Genomic DNA, 17,008 nt, shown 5'->3' with positions numbered 1-17,008 from the left:
GATCTGAGACACCGAGACGCCCGAGCCTGGTGACGCGGCGGCCCGGCAGCGGCTTAATGGTCTGCATGAGCCGTTGTCCCGAACCTGACAGCCCGACCGAGGTGGTCGTCGGCGTCGGCCCGTTGTCGCTCACCGAGGTCGTGGCCGTCGCCCGGCACGGTGCCCGCGTCACGCTGTCCGACGAGGCCGCCGAGGGCATCACCGCCACCCGCCGCATCATCGAGGAGCTGGCCGGCGACAGCCGGCCGCACTACGGCATCTCGACGGGCTTCGGCGCGCTCGCCACGACGAGCATCCCGCCGCAGAAGCGCGCGCAGCTCCAACGCAGCCTGGTCCGCAGCCACGCCGCGGGCTCGGGCCCGGAGGTGGAGCGCGAGGTGACCCGGGCCCTCATGCTGCTCCGGCTCTCGACGCTGGCCACCGGCCGGACCGGCGTCCGGCTCGAGACCGCCCAGGCGTATGCCGCGCTCCTGAACGCCGGCATCACCCCGGTCGTGCGCGAGCACGGTTCGCTCGGGTGCTCGGGCGACCTCGCCCCGCTGGCCCACTGCGCGCTCGCCGTCTTGGGCGAGGGCATGGTGCGGGTCGGCCCGGCCGCGGGCGCCGACCACGCCACCTGGACGCAGACGCCCCATGAGCTGCTCCCGGCCGGGGAGGCCCTGGCCCGCGCGGGCATCGCGCCCGTCGAGCTGGCCGAGAAGGAGGGGCTGGCCCTCATCAACGGCACCGACGGCATGCTGGGGATGCTCGTCCTCGCCCTCCACGACCTCGGCACCCTGCTCACCACCGCGGACGTCGCCGCCGCCATGAGCGTCGAGGGCCAGCTCGGGACCGACGACGTCTTCGCCGCCGACCTGCAGGCCCTGCGCCCGCACCCCGGCCAGGCCCGCTCCGCCGAGAACCTGCGCGCCCTGCTGAGCGGCAGCGCGATCCGGGAGTCCCACCGCACGGAGGCGTGCACCCGCGTCCAGGACGCCTACTCCCTGCGCTGCTCGCCGCAGGTGCACGGCTCGGCCCGCGACACCTGCGGGTATGCCCGCACCGTCGCCGACCACGAGCTCGCCGCCGCCGTCGACAACCCGGTCGTGACCCTCGACGGGCGGGTGGAGTCCAACGGCAACTTCCACGGCGCCCCCGTCGCGCACGTGCTGGACTTCCTCGCGATCGTGGCCGCGGACGTCGCCGGGATCAGCGAGCGGCGCACCGACCGCTTCCTCGACGTGGCCCGCAGCCACGGACTCCCGCCCTTCCTCGCCGACGACCCCGGCACCGACAGCGGGCTGATGATCGCGCAGTACACCCAGGCCGCCCTCGTCGCCGAGCTGAAGCGGCTCGCCGCCCCGGCGAGCGTGGACTCCATACCCTCCTCGGCCATGCAGGAGGACCACGTGAGCATGGGCTGGGGGGCCGCCCGCAAGCTGCGCCGCGCCGTCGACGCCCTCGCCCGGGTCGTGGCGATCGAGGTGCTCACCGCCGCCCGCGCCCTCGACCTGCGCGCCCCGCTCGCGCCCGCCCCCGCCACCGCCGCCGTCGTGGCGCTGCTCCGCGGATCTGGGGTCGAGGGCCCCGGCCCCGACCGCCAGCTCAGCCCGGAGATCGAGACCGTCGTCGACCTCGTGCTCGACGGCCGCGTCCGCGCCGCCGCCGAGCGGGTCACCGGGCTGCTCAGCTGACCGCACACCGACACGTCGAAGGAGACCACCATGGAAGGCGCCCGCCCCGTCCGCGCACCCCGCGGCACCCACCTCACCGCACGTTCCTGGGCCACCGAGGCCCCGCTGCGGATGCTCATGAACAACCTGGACCCCGAGGTCGCCGAGCGCCCGGACGACCTCGTCGTCTACGGCGGCACCGGCCGCGCCGCCCGCGACTGGCGCAGCTTCGACGCCATGGTCCGCACCCTCACCGACCTGCGCGAGGACGAGACCATGCTGGTCCAGTCCGGCCGCCCGGTCGGAGTGATGCAGACCCACGAGTGGGCGCCGCGGGTGCTCATCGCCAACTCCAACCTCGTCGGCGACTGGGCGACCTGGCCCGAGTTCCGCCGGCTCGAGCAGCTCGGACTGACGATGTACGGCCAGATGACCGCCGGGTCGTGGATCTACATCGGCACCCAGGGCATCCTCCAGGGCACCTACGAGACCTTCGCCGCGGTCGCCGCCAAGAAGTTCGCCGGGACGCTGGCCGGCACCCTCACGCTCACCGGCGGCTGCGGGGGGATGGGCGGTGCGCAGCCGCTCGCGGTCACCCTCAACGGCGGGGTATGCCTCGTCGTGGACGTCGACGAGGCGCGGCTGCGGCGCCGGGTCAAGAGCCGCTACCTCGACGAGGTCGCCGACTCCCTGGACGCCGCCGTGGAACGGGTGACGGCGGCCAGGAGCGCACGTGAAGCCGTGTCCGTGGGGGTGGTCGGCAACGCCGCGGAGGTGTTCCCCGAGCTGCTGCGCCGGGGCGTCGACATCGACGTCGTCACCGACCAGACCTCCGCCCATGACCCGCTGTCCTACCTGCCGACGGGCATCGACCTCGCCGACTGGCACGACTACGCCGAGAAGAAGCCCGAGGAGTTCACCGACCGGGCGCAGGAGTCGATGGCCCGGCACGTGGAGGCGATGGTCGGCTTCCTGGACGCCGGCGCCGAGGTCTTCGACTACGGCAACTCCATCCGCGACGAGGCCCGCCAGGGCGGCTACGACCGGGCGTTCGCGTTCCCCGGGTTCGTCCCGGCCTACATCCGGCCGCTGTTCTGCGAGGGCAAGGGCCCGTTCCGGTGGGCGGCGCTGTCCGGCGACCCGAAGGACATCGCTGCGACCGACCGTGCGGTGATGGACCTCTTCCCCGAGAACGACCACCTGCAGAAGTGGATCCGCGGGGCCCAGGACCGGGTCTCCTTCGAGGGGCTGCCGGCGCGGATCTGCTGGCTGGGCTACGGCGAGCGGGACAAGGCCGGGCTGAGGTTCAACGAGATGGTGGCTTCCGGCGAGGTCAGCGCCCCGCTGGTCATCGGCCGGGACCACCTGGACTGCGGGTCGGTGGCCAGCCCCTACCGGGAGACCGAGGCGATGGCCGACGGCTCCGACGCGATCGCCGACTGGCCGCTGCTCAACGCGATGGTCAACACCGCCTCCGGGGCGTCCTGGGTGTCCCTCCACCACGGCGGCGGCGTCGGGATCGGACGCTCGCTGCACGCCGGGCAGGTCAGCGTGGCCGACGGCACCGACCTGGCCCGGCACAAGCTCGAGCGGGTCCTCACCAACGACCCCGGCATGGGCGTGATCCGGCACGTGGACGCCGGCTACGACCGCGCCGACGAGGTCGCCGCCGAGCGCGGCGTGCGGGTGCCCATGCGGGAAGGGGAGTGAGATGAGCGCCGAGACAAGGGGCGGAGTCGCGCCCGAGCGGGCACCGATGTGGAAGTTCTTCGTCTACTCCGCCGTGGGCGTCCTCATGTTCTTCGTGCCGGTCACCCTCGGTGGCCGCAGCACCATCCCGCTGGACCACGTGGTGTCCTGGCTGCGCGAGGCGGTCCCGGCCGTCCTGCCGTGGTACGCCCTCGCGCTCATCCTCGCCGGCGCCGTGCAGCCCTGGGTCACCGGCAGCTGGCGGCGCAGCACGACCGACCTCGTCTTCTCCCTGGCCCGCGTCGTCGGGCTGGTCGTCGGCGTCATGCTCGTCCTCGGCATCGGTCCGGCCTGGCTCTTCGCCGACGGCATGGGCCCGTTCCTGCTGGACTCGCTGGTCGTCCCGGTGGGGCTGCTGGTGCCGATCGGCGCGATCTTCCTGGCGCTGCTCACCGGCTACGGGCTGATGGAGTTCATCGGGGTGCTGGCCCGCCCGGTCATGCGCCCCGTCTTCCGCACACCGGGCCGATCGGCCATCGACGCGGTCGCCAGCTTCGTCGGGTCCTACTCCCTGGCCCTGCTCATCACCAACCGGGTCTACCTGGAGGGGAAGTACTCGCGCCGCGAGGCGATGGTCATCGCGACCGGCTTCTCGACCGTGTCGGCCACCTTCATGATCGTCGTGGCGAACGCCCTGGACCTCATGCAGCACTGGTCCCTCTACTTCTGGTCCACCCTGCTCATCACCTTCGTGGTGACGGCCGTCACGGTCCGCATCCCGCCCCTGGGCCGGATGCCCGACGAGACGGCGCCCGGCGTCGACGCGCGCCCCGAGCGCGACGTCGAGGGCAGCCGGGTGGCTGCTGCGTGGCACGAGGCACGGCATACCGTCGCCGCGGACCCAGGCATCGGCCGGGTGGTCGGCTCGACCTTCGTCGACGGGGTCAAGATGGCGATGGCGATCCTGCCGAGCATCCTGTCGATCGGGCTGCTGGGGCTGGTGCTCGCGGAGTACACCCCGCTGTTCGACTGGCTCGGCTACCTCTTCTACCCGATCACCTGGGCGCTGCAGATCCCCGAGCCGCTCCTCGTCGCCAAGGCCGCTGCGCTGGGCGTCTCCGAGATGTTCCTGCCCGCCGCGTTGGTCGCCGAGTCGGCGATGTCGGTGAAGTATGTCGTCGGCGTCGTCTGCGTCAGCCAGGTCATCTTCTTCTCCGCGATGGTGCCCTCGCTGGTCGGCACGCAGATCCCGGTGTCGATCCCCCGGCTGCTGGTGATCTGGTTCGAGCGGGTGGTGCTCAGCCTGGTCCTGGCGATCCCGGTGGGGCTGCTGCTCTTCTAGCCGCTGCGGCGTAGGTTCGGGCCATGACGACACCAGAGGTCCAGCGGCTCGGGGCCGAGGAGTTCATCCTGCTCACCACCTTCCGGCGCAGCGGTGAGGGCGTGCCGACGCCGGTCTGGGTGGTGTCGCTGCGCGACGGCGAGCGCATCGGGTTCTACACCACGATGGGCACCGGCAAGACCAAGCGGCTGCGGCACACCCCGCGCGTGCTCGTCCAGCCCTGCTCGCGCACCGGCACCCCGACGCCCGGCACCCTGCCGGTCCAGGCCACCGCCGAGATGGTGCAGGCCGGGCCGGAGTTCGAGGAGGTCCAGGCCGCGGTGCGGGCGAAGTACGGCTGGCAGGCGCGGGTCTTCCGCGTCCTCGGCACGCTCGCCGGCCGCCGCAAGAAGCTGAGCTACGGCGACGTGGTCGTCCTCGTCCGGCCCGAGGAGGACGTCGCCGCCTGATGGCCGTGCGGCTGTGGACGACGCGGCCGGGGTGTCCGCGGATGCGCCATGCTGGACGGCATGACGGGGGAGGGGCACGATGGGCGCCATGAGCATCACCGAGGTGGGCATCTACACGGTCGAGGACCTGTATGCCTACCGCGAGCAGCGCGACGACATGACCATCCAGCTCATCGAGGGTGAGCTGGTCGTGTCACCGAGCCCGGCGGTCCTGCACCAGGTCGTCAGCGGAGAGCTCTTCGCGGTCCTCCGCACTGCCTGCCCTCCCCACCTGCGCGTCCTCGCCGCACCCCTCGACGTCCGTGCGGGCGAGCGCAGCATCCTGCAGCCGGACCTGCTGGTCGTCCCCCGCGAGCTGCGCAGCGGCGGCCAGGTCGAGACCCCGCCGGTCCTGGCCGTGGAGATCCTCTCCCCGTCGAGCCGGCGCACCGACCTCGTCGCCAAGCCGCAGGTTCTCGCGCGCTTCGGGTGTCCCCACTACTGGGTGGTGGACCCGGACGAGCCGGCGGTCCGGGTGCTCCGGCTCGAGGACGGCGCCTACGTGCCCGAGCAGGTCGCGGAGGGCGACGAGGGGCTCGACGTCACCGAGCCGTTCGCCGTGAGCCTGCGTCCCGTCGACCTCACCCGCTGACGCGGCCCGCCGGCCGACCTCACCCGCCGGCGCCGACGACCTCGGTCACCTCGGCGACCTGCGCGTCCAGGGCCTGGAGCGCGGCCTCGGCGGGCACGGTGACCGCGACGCCGTGGGCGCCCGCCCCCAGCGAGATGCGCCGCCCCGGGTCGCCGACCAGGGAGGCGTCGGCGACGACCGGCCAGGCCGTCGTCGAGCCGAACGGCGTGATCGTGCCCCGCTCGTAGCCCGTCGCCTCCCGTGCCGTCTCCGCGTCCGGCATGGAGAGCCGGTTCACGCCCAGCAGCGCGCGCAGCCGCGGCCAGGAGATCTCCCGGTCGCCGGGCACGAGCACGAAGAGGTGGTCGCCCTCCCCGCGGCGCACGACCAGCGTCTTGACGATGTCACGCGGCTCGACCCCCCGGGCCCGGGCCGCCTCCTCCAGGCTGCCGACCCGACCGTGCCGGGTCACGGCATACTCCAGCCCGGCGGCCTCGACCGCCGCGACGGCGCGCTCCTCGCTCATGGGTCCCAGGGTATGCCGTCCGACATCTGAGACTCCGGCGCTTCCGCGCCCCTGCCACCCGGGTGCCGGCGCCCCTAGAGTCGGGCAGGTGAGCGACGCCGAGCACCTCCGGACCTTCGACCGCCTGTGGGCCGACCTCGACCGGGTCGGCCGGGTGGGCAGCGGTGGCTACCGCCGCTTCGTCTGGACCCGGGAGGATGCGCAGCTGCGCGAGTGGTTCGCCGGGGAGGCGGCCGCGCGCGGACTGGACCTCGTCGAGGACCGCGTCGGCAACCAGTGGGCCTGGTGGTGGGACGGGCCCGGCAGCGTCGACGACGCCGCGCGCGCCGGACGCCGTGGGGTGGTCATCGGGTCGCACCTCGACTCGGTCCCCGACGGCGGCGCCTTCGACGGGCCGCTCGGGGTGGTCAGCTCCTTCGCCGCCCTGGACGCGCTGCGGGCCCAGGGGGTCGTCCCCGCCGTGCCCGTCGCCGTGGCGCACTTCGTCGACGAGGAGGGGGCCCGCTTCGGCATCGCCTGCGCCGGGTCTCGCGTGCTCACCGGGGCGCTGGATGCGGACCGCGCCCGGGCGCTCACCGACGCCGACGGGGTGACCTACGCGCAGGCCCTGTCGGCCGCCGGGCGCGACCCCGGGCGGCTCGGCCGCGACGAGGAGGCCCTCGCCCGGATCGGGTGCTTCGTCGAGCTGCACGTCGAGCAGGGCCGCGCCCTCGTCGACCTCGACGCCCCGGTCGCGGTCGGCAGCGACATCTGGCCGCACGGCCGCTGGCGCTTCGACTTCCCGGGAGAGGCCAACCACGCCGGCACCACGCGGCTGGAGGACCGCCGGGACGCGATGCTCGGATATGCCGGCCTCGTCCTCGGAGCCCGTGAGGCCGCCGAGCGCCGGGGGTGCGTCGCGACGGTGGGCAAGGTCGCCGTCACCCCGGGCGGGGTCAACGCCATCCCGTCCCACGTCACCGGCTGGCTGGACGCCCGCGGCGCCGACGAGTCGCAGGTCGAGGCGCTCGTCGCCGACCTGACCGAGAGCTCCGGAGGGGCGGGCGCCACGGTCACCCGCGAGTCGTGGACCCCCACCACCCGCTTCGACGCCGACCTGGCCGCCCGGTTGCGCGGGGTGCTGGGCAGCCAGGCCGAGCTGAGCGTCCCGGTGCTGGGGACCGGCGCGGGGCACGACGCCGGCATCCTCGCCGGGGCGGGGGTGCCCACCGCCATGCTCTTCGTCCGCAACCCCACCGGGGTGTCGCACAGCCCGGCCGAGCACGCCGAGCCCGGTGACTGCCACGCGGGCGTGGACGCGCTCGCCGCGTGCGTGGCCGACCTCGTCGGGGAGCCGTCGTGAGCGGGCGCACCGCCTTCCACGCCTCCGCCGCGCACCTGCCCGACGGGGTGCGCCGCGACGTCCGGCTCGTCGTGGAGGCGGGGCGCCTCGTCGAGGTGAGCGACGGCATACCCGCGCAGGAGGGTGACCTCCGGCTGCCCGGCGTCGTCCTCCCCGGCCTCGCGAACGCCCACAGCCACGCCTTCCACCGGGCGCTGCGCGGGCGGACGCACGACGGTGGTGGGACGTTCTGGACGTGGCGGGAGCGGATGTATGCCGTGGCCGCGCGCCTGGACCCGGACTCCTACCTCGCGCTGGCGCGAGCGGTCTACGCCGAGATGGCGCTGGCCGGGGTCACCGCCGTGGGCGAGTTCCACTACCTGCACCACGCGCCGGGCGGCCGGCGCTACATGGACCCCAACGCCATGGGGCACGCGCTGGTGCAGGCCGCGCAGGACGCCGGCATCCGGCTGACCCTGCTCGACACCTGCTACCTCGCCGGCGGTCTGGACGGGGCGGGGTACGCCGAGCTGGAGGGGCCGCAGCTGCGCTTCGGGGACCTGGACGCGCAGGCGTGGGCGCTGCGGGCCGAGGACCTGCGCGACCACACCGACGGCGGTCCCGCGCACCTGCGGGTGGGTGCCGCGATCCACTCGGTGCGGGCGGTGCCGCGGGAGCAGCTGCGGGTCGTGGCCGACTGGGCGCGGGCGGACCAGGGTGCGGACGCCGCGGGCCGCCGCCGGGCGGCGGTGGACGGCGGGCCGGGGAGGGGCGCCGACCGGATCGGGCGCCCGCTGCACCTGCACCTGTCCGAGCAGCCCGCCGAGAACGACGCCTGCCTCGCCGCGCACGGGCTCACCCCCACCGCGCTGCTCGCGGCCGAGGGGGTCCTCGGGCCCGACCTGTCCGCCGTGCACGCCACCCACCTCACCGGGGCCGACGTCGCGCTCCTCGGCCGGCACCGGGCCTGGGCCTGCTTCTGCCCCACGACCGAGCGCGACCTCGCCGACGGCATCGGCCCGGCGCGGGCGCTGCGGGAGGCGGGCGCGCGCCTGTCCCTGGGGTCCGACCAGCACGCGGTCGTCGACCTCATCGAGGAGGCTCGGGCGCTGGAGATGCACGAGCGGCTCGCCACGCTGGAGCGCGGCCGCCTCGCCCCGGCCGACCTGCTCACTGCGACGACCGCGCACGAGAGCATCGGCTGGCCGGATGCCGGTCGCCTGGAGGTCGGTGCGCGGGCGGACCTCGTCGCCGTCCGCGACGACACCGTGCGGACCGCCGGCGCGGACCCCGCGCAGCTCCTGCTCGCGGCCGGCGCCGCCGACGTCGACACGGTGGTGGTCGACGGCAGCGTCGTCGTCGAGGGCGGGCGGCACCGCCTCGGCGACGTCGGCCGCCTGCTCACCGAGGCCATCACCCCGCTGTGGCAGGACCGACCGACCCACCGGCACCGCGCGCCCGGTGCACAGAAGGCGTGAGTGACCTGAGACGCGAGAGGATCGACGCATGAGGAACGACGCATGAGCATGCTCATCACCGGCATCAGCGAGCTGGTCACCTGCGACGACACCCGGGAGGACGGCGGCGGGTCGCCGCTGACCCGGGGGCTCGGGGTGGTCGAGGACGCGGCCCTGGTCGTCGGGGGCGGCGGGGAGGACTCCGCCCCCGTCGTCGAGTGGGTCGGCCCGGCTGGCCAGGCGCCCGACGCCGACTGGGCCATCGACCTCGGCGGTCAGGCGGTTCTCCCCGGCTTCGTCGACAGCCACTCCCACCTCGTCTTCGCGGGGGACCGGTCGGCCGAGTTCGCGGCCCGGATGACCGGGCAGGCCTACGACGGCGGCGGTATCGCCGTGACCATGGCCGCGACCCGCGAGGCCACCGACGCCCAGCTGCGGGCGCTCCTGCAGGCGCGGGTCGCCGAGATGCGCGCCCAGGGGACCACCACCGTCGAGATCAAGAGCGGCTACGGGCTGGACGTCGCGCACGAGGTGCGCGCGCTGCGCCTGGCCCGCGAGGTCACCACCGAGACGACCTTCCTCGGCGCCCACGTGGTGCCGCCGGACGCCCGCGGCGAGGGCGGGCGGGAGGCATACCTCGACCTCGTCTGCGGCGAGATGCTCCGGGCCTGCGCGCCGCACGCGCGCTGGGTCGACGTGTTCTGCGAACCGGCCAGCAGGTATGCCTTCGACGAGCAGGAGTCGCGGCGCGTCCTCGAGGCGGGCCGGGAGGCGGGGCTCGAGCTGCGGGTGCACGGCAACCAGCTGTCCGAGGGGCCGGGCGTGCAGCTGGCGGTCGAGCTCGGCGCGGCCAGCGTGGACCACTGCACCTTCCTCATCGACGCGGACGTCACCGCCCTGGCCGGCAGCGGGACGGTCGCGACCCTGCTGCCGGGCGTGGAGTTCTCGACGCGCCAGCCCTACCCCGACGCGCGTCGCCTCCTCGACGCCGGCGTCGAGGTCGCCCTGGCGACCGACTGCAACCCCGGGACGTGCAGCTCCTCGTCGATGCCGCTGATGATCGCGCTGGCCGTCCGGGAGATGGGCATGACCCCCGCGGAGGCGCTGCGCGCGGCCACTCTCGGCGGTGCCCGCGCCCTGCGCCGCGACGACCTCGGCCAGGTGCGGGTCGGGCGGCGCGCGGACCTGGCGGTGGTCGCCGCCCCCAGCTTCCTGCACATCCCCTACCGCGTCGGGGTCCCGATCGTGCGGGCGCTGGAGATCTGAGCGTCCGCCCGTGGGCGGAGCAGGCCGCGACCCCGGTATGACGCGCCGCCGATAGGTCAGCACCTAGGCTTCCAGGGATGAGCGACACGCTGCAGGCCGTCCGGGAGCAGGCGTCCGACCTGGCGCGCGGCGTGCGCTCCCGGGCGTGGCTGCCGGACGCGGCCGTGGTGGCGGCGTTCCTGCTGATCTACCTCGTCAGCGGTGCCGGCTGGGGCGGCCCCGGGTCGATCCTCTACAGCCTGCTGCAGATCGTGCCCCTCTTCTGGCGGCGCCGTCACCCCATGAGGGTGGCCGTCGTCGCCGCCGTGGGCTGCCTGCTCCAGCTGGTCCTCAGCGACGGGCCGATGCCGACCAACATCGCGGTCCTCGTCGTGGTCTACAGCGCCGCCGCCTTCGGCAGCCGACGGACCGCGCGGACGGTTCTCGCGATGGCCCTGGCCGGCGCCGTGCTCGGTGCCCTGCGCTGGTCGTTCTACTTCGGGCTCGGCTCCTACCTCAGCATCGTGGCGGTGCAGTCCCTGTTCATGGCCTGCTTCGTCGGTGTCGCCTGGGCCCTCGGCGACGTCATGCGCCGTCGCCGCGAGGTGGTGCTGCGGCTGCAGGAGCAGAACCGGGCCCTCGCCCGTGACCAGGCCCAGCGCTCCCGGCTCGCGGCGCAGGACGAGCGGGCCAGCATCGCGCGGGAGATGCACGACGTCGTCGCCCACTCCCTCGCCGTGGTGGTCGTCCAGGCCGACGGCGGGCTGTATGCCGCGCGCCAGGCGCTGGCGAAGGAGCCGGGCATGGCCGCGGACCGGGCGGCGCTGGAACGGGCGGCCGGGACCCTGGAGACGCTGGCGGAGACCGCGCGGACCTCGCTGGCGGACACCCGGCGGCTCGTGGGGGTGCTGCGGGACACGGGCAGCGGCGCGGAGTACGCCCCGCTGGAGGGGGTGGGCCACCTGGACGACCTCGTCGAGCGGGTGCGCGGGTCGGGCGTCGACGTGGAGGCGCACGTCCGCGGCGAGGTCGCCGACCTGCCCCGTGACGTGGATCTCGCCGCCTACCGGGTGGTGCAGGAGGCCCTGACCAACGCCATGAAGCACGCCGGGCCGGGTGCCTCGGTCGACGTCGACCTGCTGCGCACGCCCGAGGTGCTGCTCGTGCGGGTCACGGACGACGGCGACGGGGCCGCCCAGGACGAGCACGACGGCGAGGGCAACGGTCTCATCGGCATGCGCGAGCGGGTGGAGGTCCTCGGGGGCAGCGTGAGCGCCGGGCCCCGGACCCGACGGGGCTGGGAGGTCGTGGCCACCCTGCCCGTCGCACGCACCGCCGCATCCGACGCCGGGGCCGCGTCCGACGCCGGGGCCGCGTCCGTGGGCGCGTCGGCGAGCCCCGCCGACCCCGGCCAACCGCTCGACGCGTCGGGAGATCGCGAGCCGGCAGCACGGCATACCTCAGGAGGGACCCGATGACCCCGATCCGCCTCTTCCTCGTCGACGACCAGGCGCTCGTGCGCGCCGGCTTCCGGATGGTGCTCGACGCGCAGGACGACATGTCGGTGGTCGGCGAGGCCGGCGACGGGTCCGCCGCGCTGGACGCGATCGCCCAGACCCGGCCCGACGTCGTGCTCATGGACATCCGGATGCCTCGCATGGACGGGGTCGAGGCGACCCGCCGGCTGCTGCGCGACCCCGGTCCGGTGGAACCCCCCAAGGTGCTGGTGCTGACCACCTTCGACCTGGACGACTACGTCTTCGCCGCGCTCCGGGCGGGCGCCTCCGGCTTCCTCCTCAAGGACGCGGGTCCGGAAGAGCTGCTGGCGGCGATCCGGGCCGTGCACGCCGGGGACGCGGCGATGGCGCCCTCGACCACCCGGCGGCTGCTGGAACGCTTCGTGCCGGACCTCCCCGACGCCGGGGCCGAGAGCACCACGGCCGCACGCAGGCGCGCCGCCGTGTCGCGCCTGGACCCGCTGACCGAGCGGGAGCGCGAGGTGCTCGAGGCGGTCGGCCGGGGCCTGACCAACGGCGAGATCGCCGCGGAGCTCTTCCTGGCCGAGGCGACCGTCAAGACCCACATCGGGCGGGTCCTGGCCAAGCTCGACCTGCGCGACCGGGTGCAGATGGTCATCACCGCCTACCAGACCGGGCTCGTCGGCCGGCCGGAGTAGGCACGCCGCAGCGGGGCCCGCGCACGTCATACCGGGGGTGGACCTGCGTCGCCGCAGGTCACGACTGGTGGATGATGCCGCGAGCGGTGGCTGGTCCCTAGCGTCCTGGGTATGACGACCACGACATCCCAGCACGGCAGGACCGGCCCGACCCGGCAGGGCAGCGCCCTGGCCGCGAGCGCCCTCGACCTCACCAAGACCTACGGCCGCGGCGAGGCCGCGGTCACCGCCCTCGACGGCGTGTCCGTCGGGATCGAGGCGGGCAGGTTCACCGCGATCATGGGGCCCAGCGGCTCGGGCAAGTCGACCCTCATGCACCTGCTGGCCGGACTCGACACCCCGACCAGCGGACGGAGCTACCTCGGTGAGCACGAGCTGACCTCGCTGTCCGACGCCCAGCTGACCCGGCTGCGCCGGCGCTCGGTGGGCTTCGTCTTCCAGGCCTTCAACCTGCTGCCGACGCTGACCGCTCGGCAGAACATCCGCCTCCCGCTCGACCTGGCCGGTCGCTCGGTCGACGCCGGCTGGGAGGGCACGGTGGTCGAGGCCCTCGGCCTGGGTGGGCGCCTGGACCACCGCCCGGGCGAGCTCTCCGGCGGCCAGCAGCAGCGGGTCGCCCTGGCCCGGGCCCTGGTGACCCGGCCGGAGGTGATCTTCGCCGACGAGCCGACCGGCGCCCTGGACAGCACGACCGGCGCCGAGGTCCTCGCCCTGCTGCGCCGGTCGGTCGAGGAGTGGCACCAGACGGTGGTCATGGTGACCCACGACCCGAACGCTGCGGCGGTCGCCGACCGGGTGCTGCTGCTCGCCGACGGCAAGATCGCCGGGGAGATCCTCGACCCGGACGCCGACACCGTGCTGGCCGGGATCCGCGACCTCGGGAAGGTCGCCTGATGGCGGCCCGGTGGATGGCGGCCGGCCTCGCCTCCCGCGGCCGGCGGCTGGTCTCGGCGGCGGTGGCGATCCTCATCGGGGTCGGCTTCCTGACCACCAGCCTGGTGGTCGTCTCGACCGCCCAGGCCGGGCTCGAGGACGCGGTGGCCGGCGGGCTGCGCGACGCCGACCTGGTCGTGACCGGGGACGACACGTGGCTGGAGGCCGACGACGTGGACCGGGTGGCGGGCACGCCCGGGGTGGACCGGGTCGTCGCGGACGCGACGGTGGGCGTCGACCGGGGCAGCAGCTTCCTCGTGGGCACCTCGGTGCCGGCCGGGGGGATGACCCTGCTCGAGGGTCGGATGCCGGCGGGCGAGGACGAGGCGACCGTCAACCAGGCCCTCGCCGGCCAGGCCGGTGTCGGGGACGAGCTCACGCTCACCACGCGCACCGTGGACGGCGCCCCCGGCGACCCGTTGACCCTGACCGTGGTCGGGGTGGTGGACCCCGGGGAGGTGCACACGCTCAGCTACCAGGAGGGGTTCCTCGCCACGGACGCCACGCTGCGCGAGCTGGACCCCCAGCTGTCGTACGGGTCCGCCCAGGTGACGGTGGCCGAGGGGTCGACCGTCGACGAGGTGCGGGACGCGCTGGCGGAGGCGGTGCCGGGGGTCGCCCTCCAGACCGGGTCGGAGGCCGCTGCCGAGCGGGTCGCCGGTCTGACCGGCCAGACCTTCGTGCTCGGGTCGATCCTGCTCGGCTTCGGCGCGGTGTCGCTGGCCACGGCGGCCATCGTCATCGCCAACACGTTCACCATCACCCTGGCTCAGCGGACCGGGGAGCTCGCGCTCCTGCGCTGCGTCGGGGCCACCCGGGGCCAGGTGCGCCGCTCGGTGCTCCTGGAGGCGCTGGTGCTCGGGACGGCGGCCTCGGCGGTCGGCGTAGGTGCCGGGCTCGGGGTCGCCCAGCTGCTGCTGGGACTGGCCCGCGGGGCCGACCTCGGCCTCCCGCTGGGCACCGGCCTGGAGGTCGGGTGGCTCAGCCTGGTGGCGCCGGTGGTCGTGGGGGTGGCGATCACCCTGCTGGCCTCCTGGTGGCCGGCGGGTCGGGCCACCCGGGTGTCGCCGCTGGCCGCGCTGCGGCCGGCGGGGGAGCCGGCCGCCGCCTCCCGGGTGAGCCGGGTGCGGGTGCTGCTCGCGCTGCTCCTCGTCGCCGGTGGCACCGGTCTCATGGTGCTCGCCGCCCTCCTGCGGCAGGTGCTCCTCGGCGTGGCCGGCGGCCTGGTCTCCTTCGTCGGCGTGCTGCTGGCCGCGGTGGTGCTCGTGCCCGCGCTCGTGCGCCTGCTCGGCCTGGCCGCACGGCCGGCCGGGGTGCCAGGTCGCCTCGCGGTCACCGGGGCCGTCCGCAACCCGGGCCGGGCGGCCGCCACCAGCGCCGCCCTGCTCGTCGGGGTCACCCTCATCACCATGACCTCGGTGGGCGCCGCCTCGGGTGAGCGCACCGCCCTCGGGGAGATCGACCAGGCGTATGCCGTCGACCTGGTGGCGCAGACCGAGCCCGCGCTGGACGGGGACGTGCCGGTGACCACCGCCGTCGACGAGGGCGTGGTGGACCGGCTGGCCGCGGTGGAGGGCGTGCGCGCCGCGGAGGCGGTGGACACGGCATACCTCGAGGTCGGCGACGGCGACGTCGGCGAGGTCGCGGTGGCCGCGCTCGACCAGGGCAGCGCGCAGCGCGTCCTGCGCAGCGAGGAGCTCGTCGCCGCGCTGGCGCCGGGCACGGTGGGCCTCGGGTCGTTCGACCGGGCCAGCTACGGCGTCGAGGCGGGGGACACCCTGACGGTCAGCGGGCCGGGCGGGAGCCGCGACCTCACCGTCATCGAGCTCGGACTGGGCGCCGCCGGGCTCGTGGTGCAGCCCGAGGACCTGCAGGCGCTGACCGGCGACACCTCGCAGCCCGGTGCGGTGCTCCTCCGGCTGGACGACGACGCCGACGTCGGCGACACCATGCTCGCCGTCGGTGAGGTCACCGCGGACAGCGGCATGACCGTCCAGGGGGCCGCCGCCGAGCGGGCGCTCGTCGCCCAGGTGCTGGACGTGATGGTGCTCGTCGCCACCGCCCTGCTGGGGGTCGCGGTCCTCATCGCCGTCGTCGGGATCGCCAACACCCTGTCGCTGTCGGTCATCGAGCGGCACCGGGAGCACGCCCTGCTGCGCGGGCTCGGGCTCACCCGCGGCCAGATGCGCGGGATGCTGCTCGCCGAGGGGGTGCTGCTGGCCCTGGTCAGCGCCGGGCTGGGCCTTGCGCTCGGGATCGGGTATGCCGCTCTCGGCGTCCAGACGATCCTCCCGGAGGGCACCCCGCTGTCGCTGGCGGTGCCCTGGGTGCGCGTCGGCGTCATCGTCGGCGTGGCGCTGCTGGCCGGGGTGCTGGCGAGCGTGCTGCCGGCCCGGCGGGCGGCCCGGGTCAGCCCGGCCGAAGGGCTGGCCGCGGCGTAGACCGGGCGGGAGCGGTGCAGGGACTCACCGCTCCCGTCCCCGGGTCTCCCCGCCCTGAACGGCGGGTGGCAGGCCCCCTGGGGCCGGCCGGGCAGGGACTCCCGGCCGGCCCCAGGCCCGATCCCGCGTCCGGTGGTGCGCGACTGCAGCGGATAGGTCGCCGCCCGGGGCAATTCCACGACATACCCGGTGCAGTCGCGCCCTTCCGGACCGGGGGAGGACCGGGCCGAAGGCACCGTCGGGACGGGTGTCGCATCGGCCTTCACGAATTCCATCGGGCACTGGCGCGTGGAGGTCGGCACCGCTACGCTCGCTGCACCTCATCCGTGGGAGGCGCACATGACTCGAGTTTCGTGCGGGACGTCATCGATCCCCGCCCTGGCTCTGCTGGTCATCCTGGCTGGTTGCGGCGAGAGTGAAGACGTCGGAGGTGAGGGCGAGTCCGCGAGTGTGGCGGCGCCGACCGAGGACGCCGAGTCCGAAGGGGAGTCGTCGGAGGGCGCTGTCACCGATGAGGCGAACGACGACTCCGAGTCCGCCGTCGAGGTGAGTGCTGCCGTCGACATGGACACGCCGCCGGAGCCGGATGGCGACGCGTCGGCTGACGACCATCCAGGATTCGAGCGGGCGTTCCGCAGCGGCCACCAGGCAGGGCTCTACGGTCGGGAGGACTACTACGACCCGGGGACCGTGAGCGAGCAGGGCTCGTTCGCCGGCGTGGAGGCAGAGCAGGCATACAGAGCAGGCTTCGCACTGGGCCTTCACGAGTACCAGACACAACTGGAGGCCCAGGAGTCAGAGGCCGAGGCCGCTGAGGAGGAGCGGCTGGCGAACTACCCGGTGGGGGAGGTCCTGGAGGGATGGGACCCGCGCGTCGCGGTGAGCGACTTCTGGGAGCTGGGAGAGGTCGAGACGTGCGACGTGGCGTCGCTGCAGAACCCGTGCCTGGACACCTGGTACATCTCGGGGAACACCGAAGTCATCGCCGTGGGCAGATGGCCAGGAGCTCCTGGCCCAGAACCCAGCGGCGCTCTCCGACTCACGGGCACCGCCAGCGGCTTCGAGATCCTGGAGTCGTGGGAGGCGGATGAGTCGTCGGTACCGCTACCGGAATGGGCGACCCCACCCAGCTGAGGAGGTCGTCGGTGCACGACGGGGGTCCGACGC

Annotated in this window: 14 protein-coding genes; 13 read left to right on the top strand and 1 reads right to left on the bottom strand. The window is 74.7% G+C overall.

From position 1 onward, the window contains the following. Positions 1 to 65 precede the first annotated feature (65 nt). The 5 genes from hutH (at position 66) to Q0795_RS04590 (ending at position 5,763) form a co-directional block, all read left to right on the top strand. Positions 66 to 1,673, top strand: a complete 1,608-nt coding sequence (gene hutH / locus Q0795_RS04610; protein WP_298887105.1) for a histidine ammonia-lyase — start codon at positions 66 to 68, stop codon at positions 1,671 to 1,673. Between the two features lie 30 nt (positions 1,674 to 1,703). Beyond that, the gene (hutU, locus tag Q0795_RS04605) at positions 1,704 to 3,362 is read left to right on the top strand and encodes a urocanate hydratase (RefSeq protein ID WP_366942450.1); all 1,659 of its coding nucleotides are present in this window, start codon (positions 1,704 to 1,706) and stop codon (positions 3,360 to 3,362) included. Between the two features lies 1 nt (position 3,363). After that, positions 3,364 to 4,683 (top strand): YjiH family protein, encoded by a 1,320-nt coding sequence (locus tag Q0795_RS04600; RefSeq protein WP_298887102.1) that lies wholly within the window; start codon positions 3,364 to 3,366, stop codon positions 4,681 to 4,683. A gap of 23 nt (positions 4,684 to 4,706) precedes the next feature. Continuing rightward, complete coding sequence (locus Q0795_RS04595) at positions 4,707 to 5,132, top strand: PPOX class F420-dependent oxidoreductase (protein ID WP_298887100.1); 426 nt, start codon at positions 4,707 to 4,709, stop codon at positions 5,130 to 5,132. A gap of 88 nt (positions 5,133 to 5,220) precedes the next feature. Continuing rightward, complete coding sequence (locus Q0795_RS04590; protein ID WP_298887097.1) at positions 5,221 to 5,763, top strand: Uma2 family endonuclease; 543 nt, start codon at positions 5,221 to 5,223, stop codon at positions 5,761 to 5,763. 19 nt (positions 5,764 to 5,782) lie between these two features. Here Q0795_RS04590 and Q0795_RS04585 read toward each other — a convergent pair whose 3' ends face one another. Further along, the gene (locus Q0795_RS04585) at positions 5,783 to 6,268 is read right to left on the bottom strand and encodes an aminoacyl-tRNA deacylase (protein WP_298887095.1); all 486 of its coding nucleotides are present in this window, start codon (positions 6,266 to 6,268) and stop codon (positions 5,783 to 5,785) included. An 88-nt stretch (positions 6,269 to 6,356) separates the two neighbouring features. On the opposite strand from Q0795_RS04585, the gene Q0795_RS04580 reads away from it, so the two are divergent. From Q0795_RS04580 to Q0795_RS04545, 8 genes are all read left to right on the top strand, one after another. Then, entirely contained in the window at positions 6,357 to 7,610 is a 1,254-nt protein-coding gene (locus Q0795_RS04580) for an allantoate amidohydrolase (RefSeq protein ID WP_298887093.1), read from the top strand. Beyond that, positions 7,607 to 9,067, top strand: a complete 1,461-nt coding sequence (locus Q0795_RS04575) for a formimidoylglutamate deiminase (RefSeq protein WP_298887091.1) — start codon at positions 7,607 to 7,609, stop codon at positions 9,065 to 9,067. The genes Q0795_RS04580 and Q0795_RS04575 overlap by 4 nt, the downstream gene beginning before the upstream one ends. Before the next feature lie 42 nt (positions 9,068 to 9,109). Further along, entirely contained in the window at positions 9,110 to 10,312 is a 1,203-nt protein-coding gene (gene hutI / locus Q0795_RS04570) for an imidazolonepropionase (RefSeq protein WP_298887089.1), read from the top strand. 77 nt (positions 10,313 to 10,389) lie between these two features. Continuing rightward, a complete protein-coding gene (locus Q0795_RS04565; protein ID WP_298887087.1) occupies positions 10,390 to 11,769 on the top strand; it encodes an ATP-binding protein in 1,380 nt (459 codons plus the stop codon). Then, positions 11,766 to 12,467, top strand: coding sequence for a response regulator transcription factor (locus tag Q0795_RS04560; protein ID WP_058890431.1), 702 nt, complete (start codon positions 11,766 to 11,768; stop codon positions 12,465 to 12,467). Before Q0795_RS04565 ends, Q0795_RS04560 begins: the two co-directional genes overlap by 4 nt. A gap of 111 nt (positions 12,468 to 12,578) precedes the next feature. Further along, the gene (locus tag Q0795_RS04555) at positions 12,579 to 13,361 is read left to right on the top strand and encodes an ABC transporter ATP-binding protein (RefSeq protein ID WP_298887082.1); all 783 of its coding nucleotides are present in this window, start codon (positions 12,579 to 12,581) and stop codon (positions 13,359 to 13,361) included. Then, positions 13,361 to 15,841 (top strand): ABC transporter permease, encoded by a 2,481-nt coding sequence (locus Q0795_RS04550; protein WP_298887080.1) that lies wholly within the window; start codon positions 13,361 to 13,363, stop codon positions 15,839 to 15,841. The genes Q0795_RS04555 and Q0795_RS04550 overlap by 1 nt, the downstream gene beginning before the upstream one ends. Positions 15,842 to 16,180: 339 nt before the next feature. After that, complete coding sequence (locus Q0795_RS04545) at positions 16,181 to 16,975, top strand: hypothetical protein (protein ID WP_298887078.1); 795 nt, start codon at positions 16,181 to 16,183, stop codon at positions 16,973 to 16,975. Positions 16,976 to 17,008: the final 33 nt, after the last annotated feature.

This window comes from uncultured Serinicoccus sp. (genome assembly GCF_947487915.1).
Classification (GTDB): Bacteria; Actinomycetota; Actinomycetes; order Actinomycetales; family Dermatophilaceae; genus Ornithinicoccus.
The sequence above is the reverse complement of the archived record's forward strand: the minus strand, read 5'-3'. Positions and strand labels throughout refer to the sequence as shown.

Coding starts and splice junctions, on each gene's coding strand:
- hutH (WP_298887105.1), top strand. CDS start 66: ATGAGCCGTTGTCCCGAACCTGACAGCCCGACCGAGGTGGTCGTCGGC.
- hutU (WP_366942450.1), top strand. CDS start 1,704: ATGGAAGGCGCCCGCCCCGTCCGCGCACCCCGCGGCACCCACCTCACC.
- Q0795_RS04600 (WP_298887102.1), top strand. CDS start 3,364: ATGAGCGCCGAGACAAGGGGCGGAGTCGCGCCCGAGCGGGCACCGATG.
- Q0795_RS04595 (WP_298887100.1), top strand. CDS start 4,707: ATGACGACACCAGAGGTCCAGCGGCTCGGGGCCGAGGAGTTCATCCTG.
- Q0795_RS04590 (WP_298887097.1), top strand. CDS start 5,221: ATGAGCATCACCGAGGTGGGCATCTACACGGTCGAGGACCTGTATGCC.
- Q0795_RS04585 (WP_298887095.1), bottom strand. CDS start 6,268: ATGAGCGAGGAGCGCGCCGTCGCGGCGGTCGAGGCCGCCGGGCTGGAG.
- hutI (WP_298887089.1), top strand. CDS start 9,110: ATGAGCATGCTCATCACCGGCATCAGCGAGCTGGTCACCTGCGACGAC.
- Q0795_RS04565 (WP_298887087.1), top strand. CDS start 10,390: ATGAGCGACACGCTGCAGGCCGTCCGGGAGCAGGCGTCCGACCTGGCG.
- Q0795_RS04560 (WP_058890431.1), top strand. CDS start 11,766: ATGACCCCGATCCGCCTCTTCCTCGTCGACGACCAGGCGCTCGTGCGC.
- Q0795_RS04555 (WP_298887082.1), top strand. CDS start 12,579: ATGACGACCACGACATCCCAGCACGGCAGGACCGGCCCGACCCGGCAG.
- Q0795_RS04550 (WP_298887080.1), top strand. CDS start 13,361: ATGGCGGCCCGGTGGATGGCGGCCGGCCTCGCCTCCCGCGGCCGGCGG.
- Q0795_RS04545 (WP_298887078.1), top strand. CDS start 16,181: ATGACTCGAGTTTCGTGCGGGACGTCATCGATCCCCGCCCTGGCTCTG.